At 68.4% G+C, this 11374-nt stretch carries 13 protein-coding genes; 9 read left to right on the top strand and 4 right to left on the bottom strand.

Annotated features, from left to right (window positions below):
* Nucleotides 1-2: 2 nt before the first annotated feature.
* Nucleotides 3-1064: a DNA topoisomerase IB gene (locus ACUTR7_RS16995; protein WP_445609352.1), complete on the top strand. Its 1062-nt coding sequence runs from the start codon at nt 3-5 to the stop codon at nt 1062-1064.
* A 5-nt stretch (nt 1065-1069) separates the two neighbouring features.
* Here ACUTR7_RS16995 and ACUTR7_RS17000 read toward each other — a convergent pair whose 3' ends face one another.
* The gene (locus tag ACUTR7_RS17000; RefSeq protein ID WP_445609353.1) at nt 1070-1315 is read right to left on the bottom strand and encodes a hypothetical protein; all 246 of its coding nucleotides are present in this window, start codon (nt 1313-1315) and stop codon (nt 1070-1072) included.
* A 147-nt stretch (nt 1316-1462) separates the two neighbouring features.
* On the opposite strand from ACUTR7_RS17000, the gene ACUTR7_RS17005 reads away from it, so the two are divergent.
* The 4 genes from ACUTR7_RS17005 to ACUTR7_RS17020 all read left to right on the top strand — a co-directional run bounded on the left by ACUTR7_RS17005 (nt 1463) and on the right by ACUTR7_RS17020 (nt 4411).
* The gene (locus ACUTR7_RS17005; RefSeq protein WP_445609354.1) at nt 1463-3055 is read left to right on the top strand and encodes a sigma-54-dependent transcriptional regulator; all 1593 of its coding nucleotides are present in this window, start codon (nt 1463-1465) and stop codon (nt 3053-3055) included.
* A 104-nt stretch (nt 3056-3159) separates the two neighbouring features.
* On the top strand, nt 3160-3687 hold the full coding sequence (locus ACUTR7_RS17010; protein ID WP_445609355.1) for a hypothetical protein: 528 nt from the start codon (nt 3160-3162) through the stop codon (nt 3685-3687).
* Between the two features lie 71 nt (nt 3688-3758).
* Nucleotides 3759-4037, top strand: coding sequence for a GlsB/YeaQ/YmgE family stress response membrane protein (locus ACUTR7_RS17015; protein ID WP_445609356.1), 279 nt, complete (start codon nt 3759-3761; stop codon nt 4035-4037).
* Nucleotides 4038-4090: 53 nt separating this feature from the next.
* Nucleotides 4091-4411, top strand: coding sequence for a DUF883 family protein (locus ACUTR7_RS17020; protein ID WP_445609357.1), 321 nt, complete (start codon nt 4091-4093; stop codon nt 4409-4411).
* A 188-nt stretch (nt 4412-4599) separates the two neighbouring features.
* On the opposite strand, the gene ACUTR7_RS17025 is transcribed toward ACUTR7_RS17020, so the two are convergent.
* Nucleotides 4600-6261, bottom strand: coding sequence for a hypothetical protein (locus ACUTR7_RS17025; protein ID WP_445609358.1), 1662 nt, complete (start codon nt 6259-6261; stop codon nt 4600-4602).
* Between the two features lie 233 nt (nt 6262-6494).
* Between ACUTR7_RS17025 and rpoN the strand changes: the two genes are divergently transcribed.
* Nucleotides 6495-8003, top strand: coding sequence for an RNA polymerase factor sigma-54 (rpoN, locus tag ACUTR7_RS17030; protein WP_445609359.1), 1509 nt, complete (start codon nt 6495-6497; stop codon nt 8001-8003).
* A 70-nt stretch (nt 8004-8073) separates the two neighbouring features.
* Here the strand turns inward: rpoN and ACUTR7_RS17035 are convergent, their stop codons facing one another.
* Nucleotides 8074-9018 carry a hypothetical protein gene (locus ACUTR7_RS17035; RefSeq protein WP_445609360.1) on the bottom strand — a complete coding sequence of 315 codons (945 nt, stop codon included), beginning with the start codon at nt 9016-9018 and terminating at the stop codon, nt 8074-8076.
* 211 nt (nt 9019-9229) lie between these two features.
* A complete protein-coding gene (locus ACUTR7_RS17040) occupies nt 9230-10309 on the bottom strand; it encodes an SDR family oxidoreductase (protein WP_445609361.1) in 1080 nt (359 codons plus the stop codon).
* A gap of 192 nt (nt 10310-10501) precedes the next feature.
* Between ACUTR7_RS17040 and ACUTR7_RS17045 the strand changes: the two genes are divergently transcribed.
* Genes ACUTR7_RS17045 through ACUTR7_RS17055 form a run of 3 tightly spaced genes read left to right on the top strand, consistent with a single transcriptional unit; the run spans nt 10502 to nt 11353 of the window.
* A complete protein-coding gene (locus tag ACUTR7_RS17045; RefSeq protein ID WP_445609362.1) occupies nt 10502-10786 on the top strand; it encodes a hypothetical protein in 285 nt (94 codons plus the stop codon).
* A 44-nt stretch (nt 10787-10830) separates the two neighbouring features.
* Nucleotides 10831-11025, top strand: coding sequence for a hypothetical protein (locus ACUTR7_RS17050; protein ID WP_445609363.1), 195 nt, complete (start codon nt 10831-10833; stop codon nt 11023-11025).
* A 1-nt stretch (nt 11026) separates the two neighbouring features.
* Entirely contained in the window at nt 11027-11353 is a 327-nt protein-coding gene (locus tag ACUTR7_RS17055; protein WP_445609364.1) for a plasmid stabilization protein, read from the top strand.
* Nucleotides 11354-11374: the final 21 nt, after the last annotated feature.

Genomic DNA, 11374 nt, shown 5'->3' on the forward strand with positions numbered 1-11374 from the left:
GCATGCCCGGCTGGCGCCGCGTGCGGCGTGGCAAAGGCTTTTCCTATGTGGACCAGGACGGCAAGCCCGTGCGCGACGCCCAGGCGCTGGAGCGCATCCGCAAATTGGCCATTCCACCGGCCTATGTGGATGTGTGGATCTGCCCTGACGCGCGGGGCCACCTGCAGGCCACGGGCCGCGATGCCCGCGGGCGCAAGCAATACCGCTATCACCCGCAATGGCAGGAGCAGCGCAAGCAGGTCAAGTTCGACCGCATGCGCGAGTTCGGCCGGCATCTGCCCGCCATCCGGCGAGCCGTGGCGCGGGATCTCAAGCCGGGACGGCCGCAGCTGCAGACCGTGGTGGCCGCCGTCGTCTGGCTGCTGGACTGCACGGCGCTGCGCGTCGGCAATGACGAGTATTCCGAAACCAATGGATCCTTCGGCCTGACTACCCTCAGGAACCGCCACGCGCAGGTGCGCGCCGGCGAGTTGATGCTGAGCTTCAAGGGCAAGAGCGGCGTCGCCCAGCAGGCCCGCGTGTCCGACCGGGCCGTGGCCCGCATCGTCAAGCGCTGCCAGGACCTGCCGGGACAGCGGCTTTTCCAGTTCGTGGACGACGACGGTGAAGTCCACCATGTGCGCTCCGAACACGTGAACGACTACATCCGCAAGATTTGCAGCAAGGCCGGGGCCGATGGAGCCGATGGAACAGCGGGCCCCGATTTCAGCGCCAAGGACTTCCGCACCTGGCATGCCAGCGTCTACGCGCTGGAGCTGGCGCTGGCCGCCGGGGCATCGGCGGCCGACGGCACGGCGCCCGGTGCCGCCTCGCTCAACGCCCTGGTCACCCAGGTGGCCAGCCGCCTGGGCAATACCTGTGCGGTTTGCCGCAAGTTCTACATCCATCCCCAGGTGCTGGCCCTGTGTGAGCAACCCGGACAATGCCCGCCCGCTGTGACCGGAAGGCGCACGCGCGGGCTGAGCGCCAAGGAATGCCTGTTCCTGGGCCTGCTGAAGCCCCGTGGCGACCGGGGCGGCCGGGGTGGCCAGGGTGGCCGTGACGCCAGCCGCCGGCCCGCCTGACCTCCTCACTCCATGATCGAGCCGCCCACGGGCGGCTCATGGCTGCCGCCCTCGCCGTCCCGGCGCTGGATGTTGCGGGGCTTGTCGACCGTGCGCCCGGCGCTGCGGCGGCGGTGCACCTCCATGCAGCTCGCGCAGCTGCGGGCCAGCAGAAATCCCAGGGTCGCCAGCAGGGCGATGGTCGGCGCCTTGCTGCGCGGCGGCGGGGTGCGCAGGCTCTTGTAGCGGTCGGCGAAGTCGATATGTTTCATCTTTGCGGCCTCGGTGGTTGGGACCGGTACACCCGGCAAACACTGTGCCTGTGGACTGACACAGATGCATACATCCCAGCCCCTAAACTGGCAGATCATGAATTTTTGTCAAAACGTGTTGCGGCACGCAACTCTGGAGGCCATGGAATGAACCACGTGCTGATCGTCGATGACGATGCGGATTCAGCAGCCACCATGCGCGAGCTGGTAGGTGTGGACCGCTTCTCGGTCGCCGTGGCCCACTCCCTGCGCGATGCCCGCCGCCAGATGGCCATGCAGCCGCCCAGCCTGGTGCTGCTGGACCTGCAGCTGCCCGACGGCAACGGCATGGACCTGTTCGGCGACCGGCAGGTGCCGCAGGACTCGCAAATCGTGCTGGTGACCGGCCACGCCAGCCTGGACTCCTCCATCGAAGCACTGCGCCGTGGCGCCATGGACTACCTGGTCAAGCCCGTGGGCATCGGCCGTCTTGAAGACATTCTTTCGCGCTTTCTGATCCCCACGCCTGGCTTGACGGAGGCGGCAACCAGCACATCCACGGGCGCGGCCTTCGATCAGCCCGCTGGGCAAGGCAGGCCGGGCGCGCCCGGCGCCGGCTACTGCGCACAGCAAGGACGCTTTGGCCGGCTCCTGGGCCGCTCGGCCCCCATGCAGCGCCTGTACCAGCAGATAGAGCGCGTGGCGGGCACCTCGGTCACGGTCTTTCTCACGGGAGAAAGCGGCACCGGCAAGGAAGTGGCGGCCCAGACCCTGCACGACATGAGCCAGCGGCGCAACCGGCCGTTCCTGGCCGTCAACTGCGGCGCGATTTCGCCGCAGCTGATCGAAAGCGAGATCTTCGGCCACGAAAAGGGCAGCTTCACGGGCGCCGACCGCCAGCACCAGGGCTTTTTCGAGCGCGCGGCAACCGGCACCTTGTTCCTGGACGAGATCACGGAAATGCCCATGGAGCTGCAGGTCAAGCTGCTGCGTGTGCTGGAGACCGGCCACTTCATGCGCGTGGGCTCCACCCAGGCGCTGCAGACCGATGTGCGCGTGATCGCCGCCAGCAACCGCTGCCCCTTCGAGGCGGTGGCCAGCGGCAGGCTGCGCGAGGACCTGCTGTATCGCCTGAACGTCTTCCCCATCGAGCTGCCGCCGCTGCGCGAGCGCCTGTCCGACGTGCCCCTGCTGGCGCAGCACCTGCTTCAATCCATCTCCCAGCGCGAAGGCCAGGCCAAGCAGTTCACAGCCGCGGCCCTCAAGCAGCTGGCGCAGTACAACTGGCCCGGCAACGTGCGCGAGCTGCGCAATGCCGTGCAGCGCGCCTATGTGATGGAGCCCGGCCCCCAGATCGGCACCGAATGGCTGCCCCGCCCGCCGCTGGCCATTGGCCAGCCCGCCCCCATGCACGCGTCCATGCCCATGCATGTATCCGTGCCCGCACAGCTGGCCGCCAACGCCCCGCACCTGCCGCCAGCGCCGCAGGCCGCACCCGTCACCGTGCATGCGTGTGCCGACCACGGCGCTGCAGCCACCGCCTTCGACCTGCCCGACACGGAGCCGACCACCATACAGCTGCCCATCGGCATGACCATGGCGCAGGCCGAGCGGCTGCTGATCCAGGCCACGCTCAAGCAGTGCAAGTACCAGAAGGAACGCACGGCTGCCGTGCTGGGCATCAGCCTCAAGACCCTGTACAACCGGCTCAAGGACTATGCGGGTGGCAAAAAGGACAGGAAGGACGCCGAACCCGGCTGAAACACGGGCAGCAGCACACCCGTTGCCGTCCCTGGCGGGCATGCCCCTGGCGGGCACGCCGCTTGCCATCTTGGAAGCACCTTTGAGCAACCAAGGACAAGCCCATGGACTCCTCTCCTCCCCGCGCCTACGGTGTCTTCAAGCCCGTAGGCCACATGGTGGTCTCGTTTCCCACGGCTGCGCAGGCCGATGAGGGCATGGCGGCGCTGCAGGCGCTGGACCTGCCCGACCAGGGCATACAGCGCTACACCGACCGGGAAATGCTGGCCCAGATCGCCGAAGACCTGCGCCAGGCCAGCCCCGTGGCGGCCGTGGGCCAGGAACTCAATCTGGTCAAGGCCCACCAGGCCCTGGCCGAACGCGGCTACCACTGGCTGGTGGTGCGCGTTGACAGCGACGAGGCCGCACGCACCGCCGCCGATGCCCTGAAGGCCGCCGGCGCCGAGCGCGCCCAGCTCTACGGCCGCTTCATCATCGAGGAGTTGATAGAGCACGCCGCCGACCTGCCCCAGGTCAGCGAGTCGCCCGACCGGGGGCTGGACGCCCAGACACCTTCCGGCCATGAGGCGGAGCGTGCAGAAATCCGCCCTGCGTCGGCTCAGGGAACCGGTACTCCAGAACCGGGGCGATGAGGGTCCTGGCGGCAGGCAGGCACGCCGATTGCCATTGATATCCAACCGCAACTTTTGTCAAAGGCAATGCCATGGACTTCCTCATCTGGCTGATGGTGGGTGGTCTGGCCGGCTGGATCACCAGCATGGTCACGAACACCCAGTCCGAGCAAGGCATTTTGCTCAACGTGCTCATAGGCGCCGTCGGCGCCTTGCTGGGCGGCTGGCTCCTGGCCCCGCTGCTGGGGCCGTCGGCCATGAATACGCAGACGCAGGCGCCTGCCACGTCCATGTCCATCTTCATCTCGCTGGCCTGCGCCGTTGCGCTGCTGGCCATCTTCAACCTGTTCAAACCGCGCGTGCCCCGCTGAGCAAGCGGCATGCGGCGCCACAGGCCATTCACCACCCTGAAAGGAACACCCCCATGAGCAGCAATGCATCCGACACAAGCACCAGCAACGACGGCAACGGCAGCACCGGCGACCGTCCCGAAATGATCAACCGCATGGAAGAAGCGGCCCACGCATCCATCCACCAGGCAGCGAATGCGGCAGCAGCCCAGGTCCAGCAGGTGCAGGAAAGCATCCAGCAGGCCACGGACAGCGTGCACGCAACATCGCGCCAGTGGCGCGAGACCTGCGAAGAGTGGACGCAGTGCGCCCGCACCGCCGTGCGCGAAAAGCCGCTGCGCTCCATTGCCACCGCCCTGGCTGTGGGCCTGCTCATAGCGCGCATCGCGCGCTGACCAGAGGCCCTTGGGCCTTCTCTACCTCGTCCCTTTCCAGCCCCCTTTGCAGCCTGTTCCCGCTGCGCGCCCTGCCGCGCAGTTCGTGTTTGCGCGCCCTGCCGCGCAGTTCGCGTTTGCGCGCCCTGCCGCGCAATTGACGTTTGCGCACCCCGTCGCGTAGTTCACGTCCGGGCCGCGCCAGGTGCTCAGTCCAGGCTTTGCGCCAGGCAGTCCTGCGCCGCCATGGCCACGCGCGGCAGGATCAGCGAAACCGCCAGGCAGCGGCCATGTTCGCCCTCGGCGCGCACCACGCCGCCCCGCTCCCTGCACAGGCGGCGCGCCAGAACCAGACCGCAGGTGGCATCTGCATCGGCGTCGTTCAGCGCGACGGCGGACAGGGGCTTGTCCTGCCGGTCCCGCATCTGCAGCCCTGCTTGCGCCGCCTTAATGAAGCCGTCCTGTGTGGAGCCATCCTGTGCCGCGCCTGACCAGTGGGCCACGGCCTCGATACGGATTTCCACCTGTTCGGCCCCGGCGGGTGCCGCGGCAGGGCTCTCCTGCAAAGGCCGGGCGGCCATGTGCACGCGGGCGCCATCGGTCAGCGCCTCGCGCAGGGCCAGAAGAATGCTGATGAGGGCCAGTTCCAGCTCGTCAGGGTCCACATGCACGCCCAGGCGTGGGGCCGGCTGGCCGGGCTGGCCGGCCTCGGCGGGCTCGGCCACCTCCAGCGCCATGCGCTTGCCCAGCACCACGGCCAGCGTGCCCTGCACGCCAGGCAGCCACCGGTACAGGTCCACGACCAGGGCATGCGTGCTATGGCGCGGCCCAAAGCGCAGCAATTGCTGCGTGAGGCGGCTGGCCGTGTCCACCGAACGCAGCATGGCCTGGGCGGGCAGGCGCAGGCGCGGGTCCTCGGAGCGCCGCTCGATCAGGTAGGCGCTGTTGCTCAGAACGCCCAGCTGGTTGTTGAACTCATGGGAAAACCGGCCTGCCAGCCGGCCGACCACCTGCAGGCGTTCGCTCTGGATCCGGGCCTCGGCCGCTTCGTTGTCGTCGGCGTCCGCAGCGGCACCCGGCGCAGCGGCTGCGGACGATGCCTCGGCCATGTCCGCATCGGCGCCCGCCTTGCCCCCGCCCCTGCCGCCCGTGGCCGGCAGCACCCAGGCGGCGCTGCCGCGCAAGGCCAGCCGCGCAAGGCCCAGGCCCGCCACGGCAAACAAAACGATGGCCACCCAGATCACGCCCTTCAGTGGCCGGGAGCAGGCCGGGTCCAGCGCGGAGCAGGGAACCCAGCTCACCCAGGTCCAACCCTGGGCGGACCTGCTGAAGAACGCGCGCAGCGGCCCACCCTGGGCATCGGGCAGGTCCAGCCAGCCCTGCGACGCGCCTTGCCCGGGGTTCCGTCCGGAGTTTTGCGGGTCCGCAGCTCCCTGCACCAGGCGGGCCGCCAGCCGGTCGCTGAAATCGGCGGGCAAGGCGGGCTGGTCTGCGGCAGCGGGGCCGGCCGGTATGGCGCGGCCGGCGCTGTCCACCAGAAAGCCGGGCCAGCCCGCATCCAGCAAGGGTTCCATGGCAGCCAGCACCTGGGCGGCGCTGGCCGTGCGCGGCTCCTTGTCCAGCAAGCGGGCCATGGCCATGCTGCTGATGCGTGCGGCCTGCTCCTGCGCCGCGTGCTCGGATTGATAGGCGCGCAAAAGCAGCCAGGACGAGGCCGCCAGCACAAACACCAGCAAGGCCAAAAGCAGCAGGACCAATCTCAGGCGTATGGGCATGGGTTCCTGGGGTACGGCGCCGCGCGCCCCGCCTTGCGCAAAGGCATTGAGGGTCCCCGGGGGCGGGACCGTGTGAAAGCTGGTGGATTGGTACATGGCAAAGTTTGCAGAAAACCTTGCGCCCGGGCGGAAATTTTTACCGCAGGCGCCAAGACCGGCCCTGACGGTGCAGAGCCGATACCCGCAGCGGTGGCCGAACCCCGGACCCCGGTGCCCCCTGCGCAGCAAGTACACAGCAGGTTTCGTGCCCAAAGTGTATCCAGACGATTCGCCACGCCGATCGGGGCATGAACGTTGCGTCCTTGCAGCCATCGCACCAAGGAGACGAAATGGGTTCCATGCACCTCAGGGCGGACATACGCCAGTCCCAGACACTTTCGCCCCGCTTGCAGCACGCCGTGCGCATGCTGCAGATGTCCTCTCTGGACTTTGCCGCCATGGTGCGCAGCAAGATGGAAGACAACCCATTCCTGGAAGACCCGGATGACGCCGATGACGGCAGCCGCGCACAGGGGGTGCAGCAGACGGCAAGCAGTGATGCGGGCCAGGAATACGGCACGCACGCCATGGCTGGCCTGGATATGGGAATGGACCATGACCTGCCGGGCATGCCGCATCCTCCCGATCCGGCCGACGCCCTGCCCGGCCCTGCCGTCGAAGCCGCTGACGACCGCGACCTGTGGCTGGCCGACATGCACCTGGGCGCACGCCAGTCCGGCGACACGCAAGGCTCGGCCATGGACATGGCGGCCTGCGAGACCACGCTGGCCATGCACCTGCACGGCCAGCTCAACGTGATGGCCATGACGCCGCGCGACCTGTGCATGGCCCGCGCCATCGTGGACTCACTGGACGACGACGGCTATCTGCGCACGGACCTGCAGGAGCTGGCCGGCCTGCTGGCCCTCACCCCGGCGCCAGACGCACAGGAGATGCTCATCGCCCTGCGCCTGGTGCAATCGCTGGACCCGGCCGGCGTGGCCGCGCGCAGCGTGGGCGAGTGCCTGCTGCTGCAATGCCCGCAGATGGGCGACGCCTCAATGCGCCAGCTGGTGCAGACCCTGCTGCAGCACCACATGGACGCGCTGGCCGCGCGCGACGTGCCGCGGCTGGCCAAGGCGCTGCAGGTGCCTGCGGCCCGGGTCACGCAGGCGCTCGATGCCATACGGCGCCTCAATCCCAGGCCGGGCTGGAGCTTTGGCTCCTCCCGCGTGGACTACATCGTTCCCGACGTGATCGTGCGCAGGCAACAAAGCGGCTGGAACGTGCACCTGAACCCCGCCGTCGTGCCACGCGTGCGCCTGAACCGTGTATACGAGCAGCTGTTCCAACGCTACCGCTGCACCGGCCAGACCCCCCTGGCCGATCACCTGCAGGAGGCGCGCTGGACGGTGCGCAATGTGGAGCAGCGCTTTTCCACCATCCTGGACGTGGCCCAGGCCATCGTGCGCAAGCAGCAGCTGTTCCTGGAATACGGCGCCATGGCCATGAAGCCGCTGGTGCTGCGCGAAATTGCCGAGGAAGTGGGCGTGCACGAATCCACCGTCTCACGCGTGACCAACAACAAATACATGGCCACGCCCACGGGCGTGTTCGAACTCAAGCACTTCTTTTCCCGCCCCATGCTCAGTGCCAGCGGCAGCGCCTGCTCGGCCACCGCCATCCGCCAGCTGATCGGCGAAATGATCGCCGCCGAATCCGCACACCAGCCCCTTTCCGATGCGCAGATCACGCGCCAGCTGGCCGCGCAGGGACTGGTCGTCGCCCGGCGCACCGTCACCAAGTACCGGCAACTGCTGCGCATAGAAGCCGTGGACAAGCGCAGACACCACTCCTGAAGGCACACATGCCGCCACGGCAAGGGCCATGGCGGCATGTGCTGCAACTACCTCGATGCGCTACCGCGGCTTAGCGGCTGCCCTTGCCGCTGCCGGCAGGGCGCTCCTGGTTGTCCGAAGCGCCGGAACTGCCGGAGCCGCCGGAACTGCCGGAGCTTGCAGATGCCGATGCGGAGCCCTGTCCGGAACCCGATCCCGCACGCTTGTCGTCGCCCGTGCGCTGGCTTCGCCACTGGGAAAACTCGTCCGAGAACTTCTTGTAGCGGTCGTTGCGCCACGACTGATAATCCTCGTCCAGAGCGCGCATCTGCTCGTCGCGCCACTGGCTGTAGTCAGGGTCGAACTGCTGGCCCTGTCCTGCGCCCTGGCCGTGGCCGGGCACGTGGCGCTCGAAATGATCGGGATGGCCGGGACCGGCGTGGCTGCGTTCACGCTCCCAGCCCTGATAGCCACCGCCCTGGCCTTGCCAGCCCTGGCGCGAGCCGCCTTCCCAGGGCAGGGGACCGCCGCGCGAATAGCCCTGCTGGGAGGGGCCGGACGGATAACCTCCCTGATAACCGCCCTGATTGCCTGGATAGCCGCCGCTGTCGCCACCCTGGTAGCGATGCTGGCCGCCGCCATAGCCGCCGTAACCGCCTCCGGCATCCATTCCCCCCGGATACCCCCCGCCCTGCTGACCGCCGGGATAGCCGCCTTGCTGACCAGACGGGTATCCACCCTGGTAGCCGCCGCCTTGCTGGTTGCCCGGGTAGGACTGGTAGGCCGACTGCTGGCCGCCCGGATAGCCCCCTTGATAGCCGCCACCTTGGTAGCCGCCACCGGGGTAGCCGCCTTGCTGCCCTGCCTGATGGCCCTGGCCGCCTTCACCGCGCCACTCGCCCTGGTTGCCGTAATTGCCGCCAGCGGAGGAGCGGCGCCCCTCGCCAAAGCCATCGCGGCCCTGGAAACCCTCACCCGCATCCTGCTGCGCCTGGCGCCCTGCACCGTGGCGGCCGCGTTCGTCGTGCTGTGTCATTGCTGGATCCTTTCAAAGACGTTTCAACTCAGACCCCGGAAGTGAAGCCTGCCTGTGCAAGGCGGCAATCGCTGTGCCCAGACCGCCCGGGCAGGCCTGCACGGGAAGGCGCGCGAGCCACCCTGCGCCACGGCCTGCGCGACGGCCACAGACTGCCGCAAAAGCTTCGGCAAGTCTTGCCACACAGGCGCAGGGCGGCCCAGCCAGAGCATCAGATCGCCCCCACGCTGCCCGTCACAGGCAACACGATCCCCGTCACATAGCCCGACATCACGGGCGAGGCCAGGTACACATAGGCGGGAGACAGCTCCTCCGGCTGGGCTGCGCGCTTCATGTCGGTCTGCCGGCCGAATTCGGCGACCTTGTCGGCTGGCGAATCGGCGGGATTGAGCGGCGTCCACACCGGGCCGGGCGCCACCGCGTTCACGCGGATTCCGCGCTCGAGCAGGTTCTGCGCCAGCGCCTTGGTGAAGGCATGGACGGCACCCTTGGTGGCCGAATAGTCCAGCAGATGCGCACTGCCGCGCAGGCCCACCACAGACCCCGTGTTGATGATGGCCGCACCGCGCCCCAGATGCGGCAGGGCCGCCCGCGCCATGCGGAAGTAGCCGCCGATATTGGTCTGCAGCGTTTCCTCCAGGCGCTCGTCGCCCAGGTCTTCGAGGCCGCTGGCGTGTTCCTGGAAGGCCGCGTTGTTGACCAGCACGTCGAGCCGGCCCAGGCCCTTGACGGTGTCGCGCACGGCACGCCCGCAAAAGGCGCTGTCGCGCACATCGCCCTGCAGCAGCAGGCAGCGCCGGCCCTCGGCCTGCACACAGCGCTGGGTCTGCAGCGCGTCTTCGGTGGACGCCAGGTAGACGATGGCCACGTCCGCGCCCTCGCGCGCAAACAGCACGGCCACGGCCCGGCCAATACCCGAATCGCCTCCAGTGATCAGAGCGACCTTGTCCTGCAGCTTGCGGCTGCCCAGGTAGTCAGGCGCCATGAAGCGCGGCGCCAATTGCAGTTCGGCCTCGCTGCCGGGCTTGGCAATGTGCTGGGCCGGCATTTTCTCGGGCTGCCTGCGCGCACCGGCCTGCACGGCCTTGCCGGATTTCCCGGATTCCTCTGCCTTGCCGGATTTTGGTCGGCTGGCCTGCGCATCCTTGCCGTCCTGCTCCCGCTGGATGGCGCGCTGGCGCTGCACGGTGGCGGCGGCTCCCGCAGCACGGGCGGCCTTGGCCGATCCTTCGGACACGTCGGCTTTCTTGCTGGTTTTCCTGCTGTCTGGCGGGATGGCTTGCTTGGGCATGGAGTGCCTCCTGTGGAGTGGACAAGCAAGGACTGCGGCAAGCGGCATGCCTGTCCCGAAGGCTGTCCTGGCTGTCCTGCCAAGCCCCACCGCCGTGCAGCGGCTTGTCGCTCCCGCAGGTCCTGCCTTGTCCGACAGTTGCAGGCCTGCGCCAGGCCTAAGGTGAAGGTTCATGGATTGAAGGAGCCCACCATGGACAACCCACCCCGCAGAATGCATGCCCCCCTCGAACGCCAGCGCAACGAGAACAGGCACATCAGCGATGGCCGCTGGCCGCTGCGCATCGCCGCCCTCACCGCCGCCGTCGCGCTGATCCTGGTGCTGATGTTCAATTTCATGGCACCCAGGGGACGGCTGGATGCGCCCAGCGCCACCGGAACGCCTGCGACAGAGCCCACCTCCCCGGCCTCACCTGCCTCGCCATCCACGCCGTCCGTCACACCGCAGCAGGCCGATCCCGCCACCGCGCCACGCTGAGCCGGCACCAAACCTTCACCAACGAATCCCTCAGGACAGCAGCCATGAACCACCCCCTGCCCCACGCACCCAATATTCCGCAGATGCCGACCACGCCCAATGACCCCGTGGCCCCCGACGACCCCAACCGCCAGCCCGGCCGCCCGCGCGGGCCCGAGCCCATAGACCCGCCGACCACGGCGCCCCCCATAGAGCTGCCGCCCGCGCCCGAGCAGGAACAGACGCGCAAGGGAGAGTGACATGCCCAGAGGAGACAAATCCGCCTATACGGACAAGCAAAAGCGCCAGGCCCGGCACATAGAGAACAGCTACGAATCGCGCGGCGTAGGCCATGAAGAAGCCGAAAAGCGCGCCTGGGCCACCGTGAACAAGGACAGCGGCGGCGGCAAGCAATCGGGCTCGGGCCGGGGCAAGGAGGTAGAGCATTCCGCCGCCCGCAAGGGCGGCCGGCTCGGCGGCAAGGCATCGGCCGAGCGCACTGCCGAGCAGCGCTCCGCCTCCGCCAAGAAGGCTGCGGCCACCCGCAGGCGAAACGCCGCAAACGCGGCGCAATCGGCCCCAAAATAACTGCGTTGGCAGGCAGGCCCT

Source organism: Delftia sp. NA_296.1 (genome assembly GCF_052692095.1).